Source organism: Pseudonocardia sp. ZF1 (assembly GCF_056835605.1).
In genome coordinates, this window is the sequence record NZ_JAJNBY010000001.1 from 1,636,150 (window position 1) to 1,656,066 (window position 19,917).

22 protein-coding genes are annotated in these 19,917 nt (G+C 72.7%); 12 read left to right on the plus strand and 10 right to left on the minus strand.

Translation table 11 applies throughout. The features are described 5' to 3' along the window. Positions 1 to 497 precede the first annotated feature (497 nt). From rpsB to ZF1_RS08135, 5 genes are all read left to right on the plus strand, one after another. On the plus strand, positions 498 to 1,361 hold the full coding sequence (gene rpsB / locus ZF1_RS08115) for a 30S ribosomal protein S2 (protein WP_062401033.1): 864 nt from the start codon (positions 498 to 500) through the stop codon (positions 1,359 to 1,361). A 93-nt stretch (positions 1,362 to 1,454) separates the two neighbouring features. Then, positions 1,455 to 2,270 (plus strand): translation elongation factor Ts, encoded by an 816-nt coding sequence (gene tsf / locus ZF1_RS08120; protein WP_062401035.1) that lies wholly within the window; start codon positions 1,455 to 1,457, stop codon positions 2,268 to 2,270. Positions 2,271 to 2,371: 101 nt separating this feature from the next. Next, complete coding sequence (frr, locus tag ZF1_RS08125; RefSeq protein WP_020622047.1) at positions 2,372 to 2,929, plus strand: ribosome recycling factor; 558 nt, start codon at positions 2,372 to 2,374, stop codon at positions 2,927 to 2,929. A gap of 5 nt (positions 2,930 to 2,934) precedes the next feature. Then, positions 2,935 to 3,870, plus strand: coding sequence for a phosphatidate cytidylyltransferase (locus ZF1_RS08130; RefSeq protein WP_308818468.1), 936 nt, complete (start codon positions 2,935 to 2,937; stop codon positions 3,868 to 3,870). Continuing rightward, positions 3,867 to 4,619 carry a class I SAM-dependent methyltransferase gene (locus tag ZF1_RS08135; RefSeq protein WP_482636910.1) on the plus strand — a complete coding sequence of 251 codons (753 nt, stop codon included), beginning with the start codon at positions 3,867 to 3,869 and terminating at the stop codon, positions 4,617 to 4,619. The genes ZF1_RS08130 and ZF1_RS08135 overlap by 4 nt, the downstream gene beginning before the upstream one ends. Positions 4,620 to 4,641: 22 nt before the next feature. Here the strand turns inward: ZF1_RS08135 and ZF1_RS08140 are convergent, their stop codons facing one another. Continuing rightward, positions 4,642 to 5,124, minus strand: coding sequence for a Rieske (2Fe-2S) protein (locus ZF1_RS08140; protein WP_482636911.1), 483 nt, complete (start codon positions 5,122 to 5,124; stop codon positions 4,642 to 4,644). A 171-nt stretch (positions 5,125 to 5,295) separates the two neighbouring features. On the opposite strand from ZF1_RS08140, the gene ZF1_RS08145 reads away from it, so the two are divergent. Both ZF1_RS08145 and rlmN read left to right on the plus strand, forming a co-directional pair. Beyond that, entirely contained in the window at positions 5,296 to 5,874 is a 579-nt protein-coding gene (locus ZF1_RS08145) for a hypothetical protein (RefSeq protein WP_337830210.1), read from the plus strand. A 31-nt stretch (positions 5,875 to 5,905) separates the two neighbouring features. Beyond that, complete coding sequence (rlmN, locus tag ZF1_RS08150) at positions 5,906 to 7,015, plus strand: dual-specificity RNA methyltransferase RlmN (RefSeq protein ID WP_482636912.1); 1,110 nt, start codon at positions 5,906 to 5,908, stop codon at positions 7,013 to 7,015. Positions 7,016 to 7,102: 87 nt separating this feature from the next. Here the strand turns inward: rlmN and ZF1_RS08155 are convergent, their stop codons facing one another. From ZF1_RS08155 to ZF1_RS08170, 4 genes are read right to left on the minus strand one after another with little or no spacing between them, the layout of a single operon-like run. Beyond that, positions 7,103 to 8,227, minus strand: coding sequence for an ABC transporter ATP-binding protein (locus ZF1_RS08155; protein WP_482636913.1), 1,125 nt, complete (start codon positions 8,225 to 8,227; stop codon positions 7,103 to 7,105). A gap of 30 nt (positions 8,228 to 8,257) precedes the next feature. Then, on the minus strand, positions 8,258 to 9,121 hold the full coding sequence (locus ZF1_RS08160; RefSeq protein ID WP_224403201.1) for a carbohydrate ABC transporter permease: 864 nt from the start codon (positions 9,119 to 9,121) through the stop codon (positions 8,258 to 8,260). After that, the gene (locus tag ZF1_RS08165) at positions 9,121 to 10,059 is read right to left on the minus strand and encodes a carbohydrate ABC transporter permease (protein ID WP_373324099.1); all 939 of its coding nucleotides are present in this window, start codon (positions 10,057 to 10,059) and stop codon (positions 9,121 to 9,123) included. Before ZF1_RS08165 ends, ZF1_RS08160 begins: the two co-directional genes overlap by 1 nt. Beyond that, the gene (locus ZF1_RS08170; protein WP_226369757.1) at positions 10,056 to 11,453 is read right to left on the minus strand and encodes an ABC transporter substrate-binding protein; all 1,398 of its coding nucleotides are present in this window, start codon (positions 11,451 to 11,453) and stop codon (positions 10,056 to 10,058) included. The genes ZF1_RS08165 and ZF1_RS08170 overlap by 4 nt, the downstream gene beginning before the upstream one ends. 159 nt (positions 11,454 to 11,612) lie before the next feature. Between ZF1_RS08170 and ZF1_RS08175 the strand changes: the two genes are divergently transcribed. Then, positions 11,613 to 12,605 (plus strand): LacI family DNA-binding transcriptional regulator, encoded by a 993-nt coding sequence (locus tag ZF1_RS08175; protein WP_482636914.1) that lies wholly within the window; start codon positions 11,613 to 11,615, stop codon positions 12,603 to 12,605. Between the two features lie 58 nt (positions 12,606 to 12,663). Here ZF1_RS08175 and ZF1_RS08180 read toward each other — a convergent pair whose 3' ends face one another. Continuing rightward, positions 12,664 to 13,530: a DUF559 domain-containing protein gene (locus tag ZF1_RS08180; protein WP_482636915.1), complete on the minus strand. Its 867-nt coding sequence runs from the start codon at positions 13,528 to 13,530 to the stop codon at positions 12,664 to 12,666. A gap of 125 nt (positions 13,531 to 13,655) precedes the next feature. Continuing rightward, positions 13,656 to 14,720, minus strand: a complete 1,065-nt coding sequence (locus ZF1_RS08185; RefSeq protein WP_208822446.1) for an ATP-dependent DNA ligase — start codon at positions 14,718 to 14,720, stop codon at positions 13,656 to 13,658. An 89-nt stretch (positions 14,721 to 14,809) separates the two neighbouring features. Between ZF1_RS08185 and mug the strand changes: the two genes are divergently transcribed. Further along, positions 14,810 to 15,382 (plus strand): G/U mismatch-specific DNA glycosylase, encoded by a 573-nt coding sequence (gene mug / locus ZF1_RS08190; protein ID WP_251784826.1) that lies wholly within the window; start codon positions 14,810 to 14,812, stop codon positions 15,380 to 15,382. Here the strand turns inward: mug and ZF1_RS08195 are convergent. Genes ZF1_RS08195 through ZF1_RS08205 form a run of 3 tightly spaced genes read right to left on the minus strand, consistent with a single transcriptional unit; the run spans position 15,379 to position 16,842 of the window. Further along, positions 15,379 to 15,555: a hypothetical protein gene (locus tag ZF1_RS08195; RefSeq protein WP_208822450.1), complete on the minus strand. Its 177-nt coding sequence runs from the start codon at positions 15,553 to 15,555 to the stop codon at positions 15,379 to 15,381. The two genes, mug and ZF1_RS08195, sit on opposite strands and share 4 nt — an antisense overlap. An 11-nt stretch (positions 15,556 to 15,566) precedes the next feature. Continuing rightward, positions 15,567 to 16,547 (minus strand): non-homologous end-joining DNA ligase, encoded by a 981-nt coding sequence (gene ligD / locus ZF1_RS08200; protein WP_476654148.1) that lies wholly within the window; start codon positions 16,545 to 16,547, stop codon positions 15,567 to 15,569. Positions 16,548 to 16,554: 7 nt separating this feature from the next. Further along, positions 16,555 to 16,842: a DUF2631 domain-containing protein gene (locus ZF1_RS08205; protein ID WP_168172194.1), complete on the minus strand. Its 288-nt coding sequence runs from the start codon at positions 16,840 to 16,842 to the stop codon at positions 16,555 to 16,557. 73 nt (positions 16,843 to 16,915) lie between these two features. Between ZF1_RS08205 and dxr the strand changes: the two genes are divergently transcribed. Genes dxr through ZF1_RS08220 form a run of 3 tightly spaced genes read left to right on the plus strand, consistent with a single transcriptional unit; the run spans position 16,916 to position 19,865 of the window. Beyond that, the gene (dxr, locus tag ZF1_RS08210; RefSeq protein WP_346101981.1) at positions 16,916 to 18,061 is read left to right on the plus strand and encodes a 1-deoxy-D-xylulose-5-phosphate reductoisomerase; all 1,146 of its coding nucleotides are present in this window, start codon (positions 16,916 to 16,918) and stop codon (positions 18,059 to 18,061) included. After that, on the plus strand, positions 18,058 to 19,377 hold the full coding sequence (locus ZF1_RS08215) for a M50 family metallopeptidase (RefSeq protein WP_345642852.1): 1,320 nt from the start codon (positions 18,058 to 18,060) through the stop codon (positions 19,375 to 19,377). The genes dxr and ZF1_RS08215 overlap by 4 nt, the downstream gene beginning before the upstream one ends. Then, on the plus strand, positions 19,374 to 19,865 hold the full coding sequence (locus ZF1_RS08220; RefSeq protein ID WP_482636916.1) for a phosphatase domain-containing protein: 492 nt from the start codon (positions 19,374 to 19,376) through the stop codon (positions 19,863 to 19,865). The genes ZF1_RS08215 and ZF1_RS08220 overlap by 4 nt, the downstream gene beginning before the upstream one ends. Positions 19,866 to 19,917 lie beyond the last annotated feature (52 nt).

Genomic DNA, 19,917 nt, shown 5'->3' on the forward strand with positions numbered 1-19,917 from the left:
CGCCGCTCCGGTCACGACCACGGCGAGCAGCACCGCCCCCGCCCGTAGCCCGGTCCGCCATCCGGGAAGGGACGCGTGACGCGGGTCCCGGGGCGGGGGAGCGGACGGCGAGGGGAGAGGCACTCGTCCAGCCTGCGACGACGACCGCTCGTCGCCGGGGTGGATCGTCGTCCTGGGGACGTACCGGCCGGTTGTGGACTGCCGCCGCCGGAACCGGGCTCCGCCGCGATCGGCCCGGAGGCCCCGGCGTACACTGGAGCCCGCACCACGTCCGTCGTGGTGACTTCGCGCGCCCGCTCGCCCGTTGCGCCGTCCCCCCAGGGTACGGCGTCGGGAGCGGAGGCCGGGCGGTCCTGCGATCCCGACGTCACGCTCACGTGTGACCAGGGGGAGCGGGTCCGGCTCCGCCGCGGGCGCCAGGGTGGTCCACCGACCGGTGGGCCCACGAACCGCCTGCGCGGCATCCGCCGCGCCCGACCGAGAGGTGATCGCAGGCCATGGCCGTCGTCACCATGAAGCAGCTGCTCGACAGCGGCGTGCACTTCGGGCACCAGACCCGTCGCTGGAACCCGAAGATGAAGCGCTACATCCTCACCGAGCGCAACGGCATTTACATCATCGACCTCCAGCAGACGCTGTCGTACATCGACCGCGCCTACGAGTTCGTGCGCGAGACCGTCGCGCACGGCGGGACGATCATGTTCGTCGGTACCAAGAAGCAGGCCCAGGAGGTCATCGCCGAGGAGGCGGCCCGGGTCAACATGCCGTACGTCAACCAGCGCTGGCTGGGCGGCATGCTCACCAACTTCCAGACCGTCCACCGTCGCCTGCAGCGCCTCAAGGAGCTCGAGGCGATGGAGCAGAACGGTGGCTTCGAGGGCCGTTCGAAGCGCGAGATCCTCACGCTGACCCGTGAGAAGGACAAGCTCGAGAAGACCCTCGGCGGTATTCGCGACATGTCCAAGGTCCCGTCCGCCGTCTGGATCGTGGACACCAAGAAGGAGCACATCGCCGTCGGCGAGGCCCGGAAGCTCAAGATCCCGGTCGTCTCCATCCTGGACACGAACTGCGACCCGGACGAGGTCGACTTCCCGATCCCGGGCAACGACGACGCGATCCGCTCGGCCGCGCTGCTGACCAAGGTCATCGCCAAGGCCGCCGCCGACGGTCTGGTCTCCCGTGGCCAGCGCCGGGGCGAGGGTGGCGAGGCCGCCGCCGAGCAGCCGCTCGCCGAGTGGGAGCAGGACGTCCTGGCGGGCAACGAGGTCGGCTCCGACGGTGCCAGCCTCTCCGCCGCCGGTGGCGACGGGGCGGCGGCCGCGGCCGCCCCCGCCTCCACCAGCAACGGCACCCAGAACTGAGTGCGCGCGTCCGGCGGGCCCACGCACCGTGGGCCCGCCGGACGCGACCCGGTGATCCATTCCCGTCACGACCCAGAGGACGAGAGACACCCGATGGCGAACTACACCGCCGCCGACGTCAAGCGGCTCCGTGAGCTCACCGGCTCCGGGATGATGGACTGCAAGAAGGCGCTCGAGGAGTCCGAGGGCGACTTCGACAAGGCCGTCGAGCTCCTCCGCATCAAGGGCGCGAAGGACGTGGGCAAGCGCGCCGAGCGCGCCACCGCCAACGGCCTGGTCGTCGCCGACGGCGGCACCCTGGTCGAGCTGGACTGCGAGACCGACTTCGTCGCGAAGTCCGACGACTTCATCGCGCTGGCCGAGAAGATCCTGGCCACCGCGGTCGCCGAGAAGCCGGCCGACCTCGACGCCCTGCGCGAGACCAAGCTCGAGGACGGCACCGTGGGCGAGGCCGTGCAGGCCCTGTCCGCCCGCATCGGCGAGAAGTTCGAGCTGAAGCGCTACGCCCGGGTCGACGGCCAGGCTGCCGTCTACTTGCACAAGCGCGCCACCGACCTGCCCCCGCAGATCGGTGTCCTGCTCGCCTACGACGGCGGCGACGCCGAGGCCGCCCGCGGTCTCGCGATGCAGGTCGCGGCGGCCCGGCCGGAGTACCTGACCCGTGAGCAGGTCCCCGCCGAGATCGTCGAGAACGAGAAGAAGATCGCGGAGGCGACCGCCCGCGAGGAGGGCAAGCCCGAGCAGGTCCTGCCCCGCATCGTCGAGGGCCGGGTCAACGGCTACTACAAGGACGTCGTGCTCCTGGAGCAGGCCTCCGTCGTCGACCCGAAGAAGTCGGTCAAGGCCGTCGCCGACGAGGCGGGTCTGACCATCACCGACTTCGTGCGCTTCGAGGTCGGCCAGAACTGATCCTTCCCACCCCCGCCCGGGTGGTGCTCCGCGCACCGCCCGGGCGGAGGGTGAGAGGATCGTGACCGCCAGCGAGTACGACCAGGCCGGGGGATGCAACCGTGATCGAGGAAACCCTCTTCGACGTCGAGGAGAAGATGGAGAAGGCCGTCACGGTCGCCCGTGACGATCTGGCGTCGGTGCGTACCGGCCGGGCCACTCCGAACATGTTCTCCCGGATCGTCGTGGACTACTACGGCGCGTGGACCCCGCTGAACCAGCTCGCCTCGGTGTCGATCCCCGAGGCGCGGATGGCGGTCATCAAGCCCTACGACGCCAGCCAGCTCAAGCAGCTCGAGAAGGCCATCGCCGACTCGGACCTCGGGGTCAACCCGTCCAACGACGGGCAGATCATCCGCGTGATCATCCCGCAGCTCTCCGAGGAGCGGCGCCGGGACATGGTCAAGGTCGCCCGCGGCAAGGGCGAGGACGCGCGTGTCGTGCTCCGCGGCCTGCGCCGCAAGGCGATGGACGAGCTGCACCGCATCCAGCGTGACGGTGAGGCCGGCGAGGACGAGGTCGCCCGCGCCGAGAAGGAGCTGCAGGGCGTCACGGACCGCTACGTCGCGCAGATCGACGAGCTGGTCAAGAACAAGGAATCCGAGCTCCTCGAGGTCTGAGCCCGGTGCCCTCCTCCTTCGACGCCGCCGTCCCCGTGACCTCCGACCTCCCCGGTGACGGGCCGGCCGGCGTGTCGGCGACTCCGGATGTGCCGAAGCCCGTCCGGGGGCAGAAGGGGTACAAGCGGTCCCGGCTGGGCCGCAACCTCGTCGCGGCGATCGCGGTCGGCGTCGGGCTCGGCGTCATCATCCTGCTGAGCCTGCTGATCCAGCGTCAGGGCTTCGTCCTGGTGCTCGCCTGCGTCACCGCGGTGGGTACCTGGGAGCTCGCGGGCGCGCTGCGCCGGGGTGCCGACATCCGGGTCTCGCTGCCGGTGCTGCTGGTCGGCGGCCAGGCCGTCGTCTGGCTGTCCTGGCCGTTCGGCCTCTACGGGGCCGCGGTCGCCCTCGCCGCGACGGTGCTGGGCTGCCTGCTGTGGCGGATGCGGACCGGCGCCGCGCACTTCGTGCGCGACATCAGCGCCTCGCTGTTCGTCGCGGTCTACGTCCCGCTGCTCGTGGCCTTCGCCGTGCAGCTGACCGTCGCCCCGGACGGCGTGGGCCGGGTCCTGACCTTCCTGCTCTGCGTGGTCGCCTCCGACGTCGGCGGGTACGCGGCGGGCGTCGTCGCGGGCCGGCACCCGATGGCCCCCACGATCAGCCCGAAGAAGTCCTGGGAGGGCTTCGCCGGTTCGCTGGTCGCCGGGATGGCCGCGGGCTCGCTCTGCATCGGTCTGATGCTGGACGCGCCCTGGTACTGGGGGCCGCTCGTCGGTGCACTGCTCGTCGCGACGGCCACCCTGGGCGACCTGGTCGAGTCGCTGGTGAAGCGCGACATCGGCGTCAAGGACATGGGCAACCTGCTGCCCGGGCACGGCGGTCTGATGGACCGTCTGGACTCGCTGCTGCCGACCGCGTTCGTCGCCTGGGCGATCCTCGGGATCGTCGTCCCGATCGCGTGAAGCGCACCTACCAGGGGTTCGGCGGTCAGCCGAAGCCCGGCCCGGCCATCCCCAGCCCGAACATCTGGAACTGGCCCGAGGTCTACGAGACCGAGAACCGCGCCCAGGACGCCGACGGCGAGCTCTGGGCCGCGCTGTGGGCCGAGACCGGCGGCTGGGCGGGGGCCGACGTCGTCGACGTCGGCTGCGGGGACGGCTTCCACCTGCCGCGCTTGGCCGAGCAGGCCGCCACCGTCACCGGTGTCGAGCCGCACCCGCCGCTGGTCGAACGGGCACGACGGCGCGTGGCCGGAGACGACCGCATCACCGTGCACGCCGCGGGCGCCGAGCGGCTCCCGCTGCCCGATGCCTGCGCGGACCTGGTCCACGCCCGCACCGCGTACTTCTTCGGGCCGGGCTGTGAACCGGGGCTCGCCGAGGCCGAGCGGGTACTGCGCCCGGGCGGGGTGCTCGCCGTCGTCGACCTGGACTTCACGGTGCGGCCGTACGGGACGTGGCTGCGTGCCGACCTGCCCCGCTACGACCCGCCCGCGGTCGACCGGTTCTTCGCCGCCCACGGCTTCGCGCTGCGCCGGGTCGTCTCGACCTGGCGGTTCGACACCCGCGCGGACCTGGAGGAGGTCCTGCGCATCGAGTTCTCCGCCCGGACCGCGCGCCGGGCGATCGACGACGTCGCCGACCGCACCGTGCGCGTGGGCTACCGGCTCCACACCCGGCGCCGCGCCGACGGCCTCGTCCTGCCGTCCTGAGCCCGCGGCGCCGGGAGCGGCCTCAGGCCAGGGTGATCGACCCGTCCGCGACGGTGACCTGCCGCGGGTCGAGCGGCCGCTGGGCCGGCCCGTCGACGACGGCGCCGTCGAGGGAGAAGCGGCTGTTGTGGCACGGGCAGACGATCTGGCCGTCGGTGACCTGGCTGACGGTGCAGCCCTGGTGCGGGCAGATCGCGGACAGGCCGGTGAACGACCCCTGCTGCGGCTGGGTCACGACGACCTGCGCGTCGGCGTAGATCGCGCCGCCGCCGACCGGCACCGCGGACGCCGGGCCGAGGACGGTGCCGGGGGAGCCCTCCGGGGCGTCCCCGGTCTGGGCCTGCCCGCCGCCTGCGGTGGTGCTGGAACCGCCGCCACCGCAGGCGGCGACCGCGCCGATCGCGGCCACGCCGGCACCGGCGATCATCGCGCGGCGGCCGAGGGCAGGCCCTCCGGCGCGCGGGGCGGGATCGGGCTCGGTGGAGGACGTCGTGGGGAGGGTCATGGCTCTCCTGGGGGAGGCCGGGCGGGCCCGGCGGTGTGGTGGTGGCGGCCCGGGGCTCGGGGACCCGGGGCACGTGACGAGCCTCCCATGATGTCCGGTTCGAGGTAGGACGGGTGTGTCGTTCCGCCACACCTGCGCCGTGTCCCGGGCCGCTCTCGCTACCGTGGATGCATGCCGTACACGATGCGCCAGCCGTCGCTGGGCGTTCCCGTGCCGAGCCTGGAGATCGTCCTGGGCCTGCTGGCCTGGGTGGTCGGTGCGGGCGGCCTCGGGAACGGGTTCGCCACCGTCCTCGTCGCGCTCGGGATCTTCCTGACCGCGTACCTGTGGATCGTGCGCCGGCGCAACGCCGCGATGGCGGTGACCCTGCACCCCGAGCGGAAGCGGCGGATGCAGCGGCTGGTCGTGATCGGCGTCGCCGGGGTCGTGCTGCTTCCGTCGCTGCTGTCCCTGGTCGACTACGGCGAGCTGGCCACCGCCCTGTCCGCCGCCCTCGTCGGGGTGCTGCTGATCCAGGCGTCCACCGTGCTGGAGGAGCGCAGCCTCGTCGCGACCGGCGGCCTGGTGCTGCTCATCGCCGCGTTCGGCGCCTTCCTGGCCCTGACCTACCAGGGCCAGGGGACCGGGTCCGCGGTGCCGGTGACCGGGCTCTGCGCCGGGATCGTGCTGTGGGTCGCGGCCGCGCGCAGGCTCGGGATCCTGGAGGACCTGTCCCGGCGCTACAACGTGCGGATCCCCGGGATCCGCTGACCCGCGGCCGGGCTGGCACACTGGAGGTGCCATGTCCAGCCTCCCGCTCGTCTTCGACGCACCCCGCCGCGGTACTCCGCCCCGCCACCTCGCCGACGTCGACCCGGCCGACCGTGCCGCCGTCGCGCAGGAGCTCGGCGTACCGCGGTTCCGCCTCGACCAGTTGGCCCGCCACTGGTTCGGTCGTCTCACCGACGACCTCGACACCATGAGCGACCTCGGGGGTGACGTCCGGGAGAAGCTGCGCCCGCTGCTCCCGCCGCTGGTCACGCCGCTGACCGAGAAGGCCTGCGACGGCGGCGCCACCCGCAAGACGCTGTGGCGCGGCCACGACGGCGTGCTCGCCGAGAGCGTGCTGATGCGCTACCCGGACCGGGCGACGGTCTGCATCTCCAGCCAGGCCGGCTGCGGGATGGCGTGCCCGTTCTGCGCCACCGGCCAGGGCGGCCTGCAGCGCAACCTGTCGACCGCCGAGATCGTCGACCAGGTCCGCCGCGCCGCCGCCCAGGCCCGCGACGGCGTGCTGGACGAGCCGACCCGGCTGTCGAACGTCGTGTTCATGGGGATGGGCGAGCCGCTCGCCAACTACAAGCGGGTCGTCGCCGCCGTCCGCCGGATCACCGAGCCGGCCCCGGACGGGCTGGGCATCTCCGCGCGCGGGGTCACCGTGTCCACCGTCGGGCTCGTCCCGGCGATCGACCGGCTCCGCGAGGAGGGGATCCCGGTCACCCTGGCCATCTCGCTGCACTGCCCGGACGACGAGCTGCGCGACACCCTCGTACCGGTCAACAACCGGTGGAAGGTGGCCGAGGTCCTCGACGCGGGCCAGCGCTACGCCACCACGACCGGCCGCCGCGTCTCCATCGAGTACGCGCTGATCCGCGACGTGAACGACCAGCCGTGGCGCGCCGACATGCTGGCGAAGGTCCTGCGGCAGCACATCGGCACGTCCCGGGTGCACGTCAACCTCATCCCGCTGAACCCGACGCCGGGCAGCGAGTGGGACGCGTCGCCGAAGCCCGTCGAGGAGGAGTTCGTGCGCCGGGTGCGCGCGGCCGGCGTCGCCTGCACCGTCCGCGACACCCGCGGCCAGGAGATCGACGCGGCCTGCGGACAGCTCGCCGCGTCGCATCCGGGCTGACCCGCCCGGCGACCCCCTCGGCAGTTCGCCGCGTCGCATCCGGGCCGGCCCGCCCGGCGACCCCCTCGCGTCGCCGGGCGAACCCGCTCAGAGCCGGTCGCCGCTCTCCGGGTGGAACAGGTGCAGCCCCTCGGTCGACGGCGTCAGTGCGACCCGGTCCCCGCGCCGCGCCCCGGTGCGCCCCGCGGTCCGCACGACGACGGCGTCGTCGCGCGAGCCGGTCAGCGACGCCGTCGCCGACAGGTCACCGGAGGACTCGGCCAGGGTGCCGTAGAGGTAGGCGTCCGACCCGAGCTCCTCGACGACGTCGACCCGGGCCGGGATGCCCTCGCCGCCGTCGGGGGAGACCGTCCACTGCTCGGGACGGATGCCCAGGGTCACCTCGGTGAGCTGGTGCGCCCCGATCGTCGACCGGACGTCCTGGGCCAGCGCGACCTCCCGCCCGGCGAGGGTCACTCCGCGCTCGGTCACCTTCGCGGTGAACAGGTTCATCGCCGGCGAACCGATGAACCCGGCGACGAACGCGTTCTGCGGCCGGTCGTACAGGTCGGCCGGGCTGGCGAACTGCTGCAGCTTCCCGTCGGCGAGCAGCGCGACGCGGTCGCCCATCGTCATGGCCTCGACCTGGTCGTGGGTGACGTAGACGGTGGTGACGCCCAGACGTCGCTGCAGCGCCGCGATCTCGGTGCGGGTCTGCACCCGCATCTTCGCGTCGAGGTTCGACAGCGGCTCGTCCATCAGGAAGACCCGCGGCTCGCGCACGATCGCCCGGCCCATCGCGACGCGCTGGCGCTGGCCGCCGGACAGGGCGCGCGGTTTGCGGTCGAGGTAGTCGGTCAGGCCGAGGATCTCGGCGGCCTCCTTGACCTTGACCGCGCGCTCGGCCTTGTCGATCCCGGCCATCTTCAGCGGGAACGCCATGTTCTCCCCGACGGTCTTGTTCGGGTAGAGCGCGTAGTTCTGGAACACCATGGCGATGTCCCGGTCCCGGGAGGGGACCCCGACCATGTTCTCGCCGTCGATCCGGATCGAGCCGCCGTCGATCTCCTCGAGGCCCGCGAGCATCCGCAGCGCCGTCGACTTGCCCGATCCGGACGGCCCGACGAGCACGACGAACTCGCCGTCCTCGATCGTCAGGTCCAGCCGGTCGACGGCCGGCTTGGCTCCGGGGGTGTAGATCCGAGATGCCTGGTCGAACACCACGTCAGCCACGGCGGGCTCCCATCCTGGTCACGAACACGATCACTTGACGGCCCCGAAGGACAGGCCCTGGACCAGCTTGTTCTGGGCGATCCAGCCGGCGATGACGACCGGCAGCGCGGCCACGGTGGCCGCCGCGCAGAGGCTGGCGAAGTACAGGCCCTCGGAGGTGATGAACCCGACGAGGTACACGGGCACGGTCGCGGCCCGCGAGGCGGTCAGGTTCACCGCGAAGAAGAACTCGTTCCAGGCGAAGATCATGCAGATCAGCGCGGTGGCGGCCATGCCGGGCGAGATGATCGGCAGCACGACCTCGCGCAGCGAGCGCCACAGCGACGCCCCGTCCATGCTCGCGGCCTCCAGGAGCTCCTTGGGGACCTCCAGGAAGAACGACCGCATCATCCACACCGCGATCGGCAGGTTCATCGCCGTGTAGAGCACGACGAGCGTCCAGATGTTGTCCAGGGCACCCAGGTAGTTCACGACGACGTAGATCGGCACGATCGCCGCGACGACCGGCAGCATCTTGGTCGAGATGAAGAAGAACAGCACGTCCTGGGTCTTGCGCACCGGCCGCAGCGACAGCGCGAACGCGGCCGGGGTGCCCAGCAGGAGCACCAGGACCGTCGAGGCGACCGTCGCGAACAGCGAGTTGAGCAGGTAGGGCCCGACCCCGCCGCCGAACACCTCGGCGAAGTTGTCGAACGTGGGGACGAAGAACACCGTCGGCGGGATCGTGACGGCCTGTGCCTCGGTCTTGAAGGCGGTCATCACCATCCACAGCACGGGGAAGAAGAACCCGAGCCCGACGATCCAGGCCAGCACGCTCAGCAGCGGCCCGGCCCCGCGCGGCGCCTTCCGCGGCGTCGTCGCGGGGGTGGAGGTCCGTTCGGCGACTGCGGTCATCACGCCTCCTCGGCGGCGGAGAAGCTGCGGAAGATCAGGCGCAGCGCCAGGGTGGCGACGATGATCGTCGCCACCACGGTGACCACGCCCATCGCGGCGGACTCGCCGATGTCGAAGCCCAGGAACGCCCGCTGGTAGATGTAGAACGGCAGGTTCGCCGACGCCGTGCCCGGACCGCCCTGGGTCATCATGTAGATCGTGTCGAACGTGTTGACCAGGTAGATGGCGCCGAGCACGACACCGAGCTCGATGAACCGCTGCAGGTGCGGCAGTGTCACCTCGCGGAACACCGCGAACCCGGTCGCCCCGTCCATCCGGGCGGCCTCGAGGACCTCCTGCGGCTGGGAGCCGAGCCCGGCGAGGATCAGCAGCATCATGAACGGCGTCCACTGCCACACCAGCGCGATGATCACCGCTGCCCGCGGGAAGGTGGACACCCAGTCGGTCTGCCCGGCGCCGAACGGCGAGAGCAGGAAGTTCACCAGGCCGTAGGTGGGGTCGAACAGCACCGACTTCCACAGCAGCGCACCGGCGACCGGAGTGATCAGGAACGGCGTGATGATCAGCGTCCGGACGATGCCGCGGCCGAGGAACGCGCGGTTGAGCAGCAGCGCGATCAGCAGCCCGAGCACCATCGCGATCGCGACCGCGCCCAGGGTGAGCAGGATCGAGTTCAGCGCGACGCCGCGGAACTGCGAGTCGGTGAACACCGTCGCGTAGTTCTCCAGCCCGACGAAGCGCTGGCTGCCGGGGCGCACCAGGTTCCAGGACTGCAGCGAGTACCAGATCGTCACCAGGAACGGCAGCTGCGTGACGATGATGGTGAAGATCAGCGCGGGCAGCAGCGGTGCCCGGCGGATCCAGCCGTCGCGGCGCTCCGCGGCCGGTGAGGTCTGCCGTTCCGGTGCCGCCTGCGGTGGTGCCTCTGTGGTCGTCACCGGTCGCCCCCGCTCTGCTGGTAGGACTCGCCGACGGTCTCGGCGTACTGCTGGGCCTGGTCGAGGGCCTCGTCAGCGGTCTGCTGCCCGGCGATGGCCGCGGAGATCTGCTGGCTGACCCGGGTCCCCAGGTCCTGGAACTCGGGGATCCCGACGAACTGCAGCCCGGTGTACGGGACGGGGTCGCGGGTCGGCCGGTCCTGGTCGGCGGCGTTGATCGCGGCGATGGTCTGCGGCGCGTAGGCCTTCGACGCCGCGACGTACTCGGGGATCCGGTAGGTCGACTGGCGGGCGCCGGGCGGGACCGAGGTCCAGCCGAGCTCCTCGCCGACCATCTTCTGGTACGGCTTGGACGTCATCCAGGACAGGAACTTCCAGGTCGCGTCGACCTGCTCGGGGCCCTTCTCCGCGGTGGTGCGGGGGATGGCCAGCGCCCACGAGTACAGCCAGCCCGAGGACAGGCCGTCGACGCCGGTCGGCGCCGGCGCGTAGCCGACCTTCCCGGCGACGTTGGACTGGGCCGGGTCCTCCAGCAGACCTGCGGCGACGGTGGCGTCGAACCACATCGCGGTGTTGCCCTGGCTGAACTGGTTGCCGCACTCGGAGAACCCGGAGCCCGCGGCGCCGGCCTGGCCGTCGCGGCGGACGAGGTCGACGTAGAAGTTGACCGCCTTGCGCACCTCGGGGGAGGTCAGCTGGGCGTTCCACCGGTCGTCGAACCAGCGGCCGCCGTAGGAGTTGATCATCGCGTCGACCGGGGCCATGACCTCGCCCCAGCCGGGCTTGCCGCGCAGGCAGATGCCACCGCGGCCCTGCTCGCGGTCGGTGAGGCGGTCGGCGAACTGCGCGACCTGGTCCCAGGTCGGCTTCGCGGGCATCGTCAGCCCGGCCTGCTCGAACAGGTCCTTGCGGTACATCAGGAACGCGGACTCGCCGTAGAACGGCACCGAGTACATGTGTCCGTCGGGGCCGGACAGGGCGCCGCGGATGGTCGGTGTGAAGTCGTCCCGGTCGTAGCCGGGCGTGGCGTCCATCAGCGGGTCGAGGTCGACCAGCCAGCCGTTGCGGGCCCACTGGGGGGTCTCGTAGTTCGAGATCATCACGGCGTCGAACTCGTCGCCGCCGGTGGCGACCGACGCGGTGATCTTCGCGCGGGCCTCGTTCTCGGACAGGCTCACGAAGCGCACGGTGATGCCGGGATTCTCGGCCTCGAACCGGGGGCTGAGCTCGATCGCGTCCTCCATCTGCGGGTTGGACACGATCGCGATCGTCACGATCCGGGTGCCCTGAGGCAGGCCGAACGTTCCGGCCCCGGCGCAGCCGGTGAGGGCGAGACCGATGACCGCCAGCAACGCGGTGAGGACGGCGGGACGCGACCTGGTTCTCGGGCGCACGGGCACTCTCCTCGTCGTCGAGGGCTCCGACGGGTGTGCAACGGGGTGGTCCGGGACACGTCCGTCCGGTATGACCGGTGCACGGTATGCGTGGAGTAACCGCTTGCGCAACCGGTTGCCTGTACGCTGTCGCCAACCCGTGACCCGCCTCGGAGGTGCGTGATCGCGACCATGGCCGAGGTCGCCCGGCTCGCCGGGGTCTCCACCGCGACCGTGTCCCACGTCCTGAACGGCACCCGGCCCGTCCGGGAGACCACCCGCGAGCAGGTGCTGGCCGCGATGGCGCAGGTGCACTACACACCCAACGCCGCCGCACGCTCGCTCGCGACCGCGCGCACCCGGACCGTCGGGCTCGCGCTGTCGGCGATCTCCAACCCGTACCTGGGCGAGCTGCTGCACGCGATCGAGGACGAGTCCGCCGCGGTCGGGCACACCCTCCTGCTCGCCGACCCGCACGACGACCCGGGCTACGAGGCGACGGCCGTCGCGCAGCTCCGCAGCCGCGTCGACGGCGTGCTGTTCGCCCCCTCGGGCGACTCCACCGCGACCCTCGAGGCGCTCGCGGCACAGGGCGTGCCGACGGTGCTGGTGGACCGGATGCTCGACGGCGAGCTGGACGAGGTCGGCTCGGAGAACGTCGAGCCCGTCGCCGGGCTGGTCACCCACCTGGCCGAGGCCGGGCACGCGAGCATCGGCTTCGTCGCCGGCCTGGCCGGACTCGCGACGACCGTCGAGCGCCTCGCCGGGTACCGCCTCGGGATGCGCCGGGCCGGCCTCCCGCCCGGGCCGGTGGTGGAGGGACGCTCGGACAGCGAGCCCGCCCGCGTCGTCGTGCGCGAGCTGCTGGCCTCGCCCGAGCGGCCCGCCGCGCTGGTCACCGGCAACAACGCGATGACGATCGGCGCCGTCCAGGCCGCCCACGACCTGGGCCTGCACATCCCCGGGGACCTGGCGCTGGCCGCGTTCGACGACTTCCCGTGGGCCGACGCGTTCAGCCCGCGCCTCACCGTCGTCGCGCAGCCGTTCGCGGACATCGGGCGCGAGGCGGTCCGGCTGCTGCTGCGCCGCATGGCCGAGCCCGAGGCGCAGCGGCGCTCGCTGCGGCTGCCGACGACCTTCGTGCACCGGGAGTCGTGCGGCTGCCGCCCATGATCCTTCTCTGCGGAGCGTGCGATGTCCCGCAGGGTGCACCGGGCTCCACGGAGAAGGATCACCGCAGCGCCGCCGACCGGATCCGGCCCACCGTGTCGCCCGGCCGGTCCCGGACGTCCTGCCAGGTGAACCGCAGCACCGTCCACCCCGCGGCGACCAGTGCGTTCTGCTTGCGCCGGTCGGCCCGGAAGCGGGCCGGGTCCGAGTGGAACGCCCAGCCGTCGATCTCCACCGCGAGCCGTTCCGCCACGAACGCGACGTCCACCCGCCACGGACCGAAGGGCCACCCGAGGACGAACCCGGTGAGCCCCGCCCGTCGCAGGTGCGCGACGAGGCGCCGCTCGGCCCGCGAGTCGGCCCGGTCGGCGGCCTCGACGACGAGCTCGCGGGCCCGGGCCCAGCCGTGGGCGCCGACCCCGCGCTGGAACGCGGCGAGCAGCTCGGGGAAGGGCAACCCCCGCTGCAGCACCCGGTCGAGGAAGGTGGTGCCGTCGGTGAGGGCGACGGCCGTCTCCAGCGCGGTCAGGGCCGGCGCCGTGACGGCGACCCCGCGCCGTTCCGTCCGGTCCGCCGCGTCCAGGGTGCGCCGGCGGACCCGGATCCGGTCCGGTGGTGTGCGCCGCGCGTGCGCGGGGACGGTCACCCCCACGACCGGGAACGCGGTGCTGGGTACCGACATCCGGTGCAGGAACGCCGCTGCGGGCCCGTCGACGACGGCGCCCGGCCCGGCCCACAACGCGGCGGCCACCACCCGTCCCCATGCGGTGGGCCGGTGCGACGACGCCCGATACACCCCCGGTGCGACGATCACCAGGGCGCCGCGGGTGACCCGGGCGCGCAGTGCCCTCGCCGAGATCCCGCACGCCAGCGCCTGCCCTCGGGAGAACACCCCGTCCTGGCCGCGCAGCACCGTGTCCAGGTCCATGCGGCGCACCCTGGCCGGGAGCCGCGCGCGCCACGGGCGAACGCGGGGGAGCCGTTCGCAGTCGTGATCCTTCTCCGCGGAGTCCGGGGTCCCCCGCAGGGCGGTGCGGGTTCCACGGAGAAGGATCACCCGCGCCCGGCGAGCACCTCCGCGAGGTCGAAGTTCACGGGGCGCTCCAGCTGCTCGTAGGTGCACGAGGCAGGCTCGCGGTCCGGGCGCCACCGCACGAACTGGGTGGTGTGGCGGAACCGCTCGCCCTCCATGTAGTCGTAGCGGACCTCGACCACCCGCTCCGGGCGCAGCGGGACGAAGGACAGGTCCTTGCCGGCGTTCCACCGGCTCGTCTCGGACTTGCGCGGCGTCCGCTCGCCCTCCAGCTGCTTCGCCCAGGCCCACGGGTGGTCGTCGAAGTCGGTGACCAGCGGCTGCAGCTCGGTCATGAGCTCACGGCGGCGCGCCATCGGGAACGCCCCGACGACCCCGACCGACACCAGCACCCCGCGGGCATCGTGCAGGCCGAGCAGCAGCGACCCGACGGCGTCCGGGCCGGACTTGTGCACCCGGTACCCGGCGACGACGCAGTCCGCGGTCCGCTCGTGCTTCACCTTGGTCATGACGCGCTTGTCGGGCTGGTAGGTCCCGGCCGGGTCCTTCGCGATGAGCCCGTCGAGCCCGGCGCCCTCGAACTTCTCGAACCAGCGGCGCGCGGTGGCGGTGTCGTCGGTGACCGGGGTGAGGTGCACCGGCGGGGCGACGCCGGCGAACGCCTCCTCCAGCAGCGCGCGGCGCTCGGCGAACGGGCGCGCGGTGAGGTCGTCGTCGCCGAGCGCCAGCAGGTCGAAGGCGACGAACGACGCCGGCGTCTCGGTCGAGAGCAGCGTCACCCGGCTGGCCGCGGGGTGGATCCGCTGCTGGAGCGCCTCGAAGTCCAGTGCGTTCCCGGAGGCGACGACGATCTCCCCGTCGACCACCGCGCGCGGCGGGAAGTGCGCCTTCACCGCCTCGACGACCTCGGGGAAGTAGCGGGTCATCGGCTTCTCGTTGCGGGAGCCGATCTCCACCTCGTCGCCGTCGCGGAAGACGATCGAGCGGAAGCCGTCCCACTTGGGCTCGTAGAGCCTGCCCTCGGGGATCGACGGGGCGGGCTTGGCCAGCATCGGCTTCACCGGGGGCATCACGGGCAGGTCCACGGCGGACGAGTCTCCTCTCGATCGTCGGCGCGAGCATCCCGGCTCGCCCGTCCGAGGGGGGACCGGCCCGGTGCGCCAGACTGATCGGTGTGGGACGACTGCCCGACCGGGAGGCGCTGGAGCGGGCGCGGGACGCGACGATCGACGACGTCCTGCCCGGGCCCGGCGACCCGCCGCTGCGGGTGCTGTTCTGCGGCATCAACCCCGGCCTGGTGTCGGCCGCGACCGGGCACCACTTCGCCCGTCCCGGCAACCGGTTCTGGCCGGTGCTGCACGGGTCCGGGTTCACCCCGCGCCTGCTGGCCCCGGCCGAGCAGGGCGAGCTGGCGCGGCTCGGGCTCGGCATCACGAACATGGCTCCCCGGGCCACCGCGCGGGCCGACGAGCTGTCCGACGACGAGGTCGTCGCCGGTGGGGAGCGGCTGCGCGCGCTCGTCGCGGCGCGGGAGCCGGGGTGGCTGGCCGTCGTCGGCATCGGGGCCTACCGGACCGCGTTCGGGCGGCGCGACGCGGCGGTGGGGGAGCAGACCGACCGGCTGGGGACGACCGGGATCTGGGTGCTGCCGAACCCCTCGGGGCTCAACGCGCACTGGTCGCGCGCGGCGATGGTCGCCGAGTTCGCGCGGCTGCGGGCCCGCGCCCGGGAGCAGGGGCCGGGCTAGGCCCCCGGGGTCGTCGAGCGCAGGAACAGCCCGAGCGCCAGGCCGACGGCGAGGAAGACCAGCAGCCACCACCACGTGCCGGACAGCACCCATACGGCGGACCCGACGGCGAGACCACCGCCGATCCCGTACCCGAGGCGGTTCAACCTGTCCTTGCGTGGCCCGTCGTCCATGGGCGCCGAGCCTAGCGGCCGCCCCCGTCGAGATCGGGCAGATCGGGCGTCTCCGCGCCGTCGCGCTCGTCGCGGTCGGCCCACTCCAGCAACGGCTCGATGCCGAACACGGCCTCGTCGATGCCGGCGTGCAGGTCGCCCAGCTCGGCGTAGCGTGCCGGGACGGTGGCGATCGTGAAGTCCCGGGGCTCGCAGTCGTCGATCTCGTCCCAGGCCACCGGGGCCGACACCCGCGCGTCGGGGGTGCCGCGCACCGAGTAGGCGCAGGCGATCGTGTGGTCGCGGGCGTTCTGGTTGTAGTCGACGAAGACCGTCGACGGGTCGCGGTCCTTGCGCCACCAGGACAGGTCGACGCGGTCGCAGCGGCGCTCCACCTCGCGGGCGAACGCGTGCGCGGCGCGGCGGACGTCGGCGAACCCGTGGTCGGGCGGGATGCGCACGTAGACGTGCAGTCCGGAGCCGCCGGAGGTCTTCGGGAACCCGGTCGCGCCCAGCTCGTCGAGCACCTCGTGCACCACGCCGGCGACGCGGCGGACGTCGGTCCAGGAGGCGTCGGGCATCGGGTCCAGGTCGATGCGCCACTCGTCGGGGGACTCGACGTCGGCGGCGCGGGAGTTCCAGGGGTGGAACTCGACGGTGGACATCTGCACCGCCCAGACGACGTCGGCCGGGTGGGCGACGCACAGCTCGTCGGCGGTGCGGTTGTACCGCGGGAAGGTCACGCGGACGGTGCGCACCCAGTCGGGGGCGCCGCGCGGCAGCCGCTTCTGGTGCACCTTCTCCCCGGTGACGCCGGTGGGGAAGCGGTGCAGCATGCACGGCCGGTCGCGCAGCGCGCGGACGACGCCGTCGCCGACGGCGGTGTAGTAGTCGGCGAGGTCCCGCTTGGTCTCGCCCCGCTCGGGGAAATAGACGCGGTCGGGGCTGGACAGCCGCACCACGCGGTCGCCGATCGTCAGCTCGACCGGCTCACCCGCCCCGCGCGCGGCCACCCGTGGCTCAGAGCCGGCGACGCCGCCGGTAGACCGGGTACGCGACCGCGCCGATCAGGCAGACGGCAGCGGGCACGGCCGAGAACAGGAACTCGGTCCAGCTCACCGGGTGCCCGATGGTGAACAGCAGCAGCACGATGCCGGTGACGGCGGCCGCGATCGGCAGACCCTTGGGGAAGTTCTGGTGCCAGCCCCAGTCGACCGACGGCTCGTCGGCCGGGTCGACCCCGGAGGCGACCGCGATCTCGCGGGTCTTGCTGGTCGTTGCGCTGTGCGCCACTGCCTTGCTGGCCACCGTGTGTCCTCCTGCTCCGGCTCCGTGCGGGGTCATCGTCGCACAGCTCGCGGGCCGAGGATGATGTGCGGTGATGAAGTCACTCGTCGTGTTGGGCAGCACCGGGTCGATCGGCACCCAGGCCCTGGACGTGATCACCCGCGCCGGCGGGTTCACGGTGTCCGGGCTGGCCGCGGGCGGATCGGACGTGGACCTGCTGGTGTCCCAGGTCCGCACGCACCGGGTCGGGCGGGTCGCGGTCGCGTCCGCCGCGGCGGCGGCGCGGCTGCGGGAGGAGCTGCCCGGCGTCGAGGTGCTCGACGGCCCGGACGCCGCGACCGAGCTGGTCACCGCGTGCGGCGCCGACATCGTCCTGAACGGCATCACCGGCTCCCGCGGCCTCGGCCCGACCCTGGCCGCGCTCGCCACCGGTGCCCGGCTCGCGCTGGCGAACAAGGAGTCGCTGGTCGCGGGTGGTCCGCTGGTGTCGGCGGCGGCCGCGCCGGGGCAGATCGTGCCGGTCGACTCCGAGCACTCCGCGCTCGCGCAGTGCCTGCGCGGCGGGCGGGAGTCCGAGGTCGACCGGCTGGTCCTCACCGCCTCGGGCGGCCCGTTCCGCGGCCGGTCGCGCGCGTCGCTGCGGGACGTGACCGTCGAGCAGGCCCTGAAGCACCCGACCTGGGACATGGGCCCGGTCATCACCATCAACTCGGCGACGCTGGTGAACAAGGGCCTCGAGGTGATCGAGGCGCACCTGCTGTTCGGGGTGCCCTACGACCGCATCGACGTCACCGTGCACCCGCAGTCGATCGTGCACTCGATGGTCACCTTCACCGACGGCTCGACGATCGCGCAGGCGTCGCCGCCGGACATGCGGCTGCCGATCGCGCTGGCGCTCGGCTGGCCGGACCGCATCGCCGGCGCCTCGGCGCCGTGCCGCTGGGACACCGCGCAGAGCTGGACCTTCGAGCCCCTCGACGACGACGCGTTCCCCGGTGTGCGGCTGGCGCGCGCCGCCGGGACCACGGGCGGCTGCCTGCCCGCGGTGCTCAACGCGGCCAACGAGGAGCTCGTCGAGGCGTTCGTCGCCGGGGCGATCGGCTACACCGACGTCACCGACCTCCTCGGCGGGGTGCTGGAGGCGGCCGACGCCTGGACGGGTGACCCGGCTACCGTGGACGACGTGCTGGCTGCCGAGACCTGGGCCCGCGCCCACGCGCGCGAGAAGGCGGGAACGTGACCATCGTCTGGACGGTCGTCGGTATCGCGATCTTCTTCTTCGGGCTGCTGCTGTCGATCGCCTGGCACGAGCTCGGGCACTTCACCACGGCCCGCTGGTTCGGGATCAAGGTCCCGGAGTTCATGGTCGGCTTCGGCCGCACCCTCTGGTCGGTGCGTCGTGGCGAGACCGAGTACGGCATCAAGATGATCCCGCTGGGCGGCTACGTCCGGATGATCGGGATGCTGCCGCCCGCGAAGGGCGGGACGCTGGGCCGCAACCGTCGCACCGGTCCCTTCCAGGGGCTGATGGACGACGCCAGGGCGCAGTCGCAGATGGACGTGCGGCCGGAGGACGCGGACCGGCAGTTCTGGACGCGGTCACCGTGGAAGCGGATCGTCGTCATGTTCGCCGGGCCGTTCATGAACCTGATCCTGGCGGTGGTGCTTTTTTCCCTGGTCCTGATGGGGATCGGCGTACCGACCGCTACCACCCAGATCGAGTCGCTCGAGAAGTGCGTGCTCCCGGCCGTCGCGGTCCAGGACGGTGTCCCGCAGGAGTGCCCGGCCGGAGCGCCGCTCGCCCCTGCGCTCGCGGCCGGGGTCCAGCCCGACGACCGCATCCTGTCGGTCCGTGGGCAGGAGTTCGGGCCGGACGACGGTACCGCGCTCCAGGATGCGATCCGCGCGTCGTCGGGGCCCACCCCGGTCGTCGTGGAGCGGGCCGGCCGGCAGATCCCGCTGACCGTCGACGTCATCCCAAACGTCCTGCCGGCACGGGGCTCTGCGGACCCCTACGCCACGGTGACGGCGGGCTATCTCGGTGTTGCGCTCGACACGCAGTACACGCAGCTCGGGCCGGGTGACGTCGCCGCTCAGATCGGCAACGGCGTCGTCCGCACGGCGGAGGCGATCACCCAGATCCCCGCCCGCATCCCGGCCCTGTTCGGTGCCGCGTTCCTCGGCGAGGAGCGGAGCCAGGACAGCCCCATGGGCGTCGTCGGCGTCTCGCGGATCGGCGGCGAGATCCTCGCCCAGCAGGACGTCCCGTGGCAGGCCGATGTCAGCCGGTTCCTGATGATGCTGGCCGCGGTGAACCTGTCGCTGTTCCTGCTGAACCTGCTCCCGGTCCCGCCGCTGGACGGCGGCCAGATCGTCCCGGCGATCTGGGAGGCCATCAAGCGCAACACCGCGAAGCTGCTCGGGCGCCCCGACCCCGGGCCGGTCGACGCGGCCAAGCTCCTGCCCGTCGCCTACGTCTTCGTGATCGTCTTCCTGGGGTTCTCCGTCATGGTCGCGATCGCCGACATCGTCAACCCGGTGCGGCTGTTCGGGTGAGCGCAGCACCCGAGGGCGCACGCCCGCTGGCCGTCTTCGACATCGACGGCGTCCTCGCCGACGTCTCGCACCGGCTGCACTTCCTCGACGTGCACCGGTGGGAGAAGTTCTTCGCCGCCGCGCACGCCGACCCGCTGCTCGACGAGGGCGCGGACCGGTTGCGCGCGGCCCAGGACGAGTACGACGTCGTCTACCTGACCGGTCGCCCCGAGCGGAACCGCAGGCTGACCGAGACCTGGCTGAAGGGCTTCGGCCTGCCGACCGGGCCGCTGTTCATGCGCCCCGACGACGACCACCGCCCCGCCCGCTACGTCAAGCGCGAGGTCCTGCGGCTGCTGGCCCGGGAGCGCGAGATCGCGATGATCCTCGACGACGACCCCGCCGTCGTCCGGGTGCTGGAGGCCGACGGGTGGCCGGTCGAGCTCGCGACCTGGCTGCCGCACAGCTCGACGCTGCAGGACGCGCAGGAGAACCAGGGCCGCACGTAGTGCCCCTGCTCACCGGGTACGGCGGGTCCCGCGGCGCGGTGGGATAGTGGAG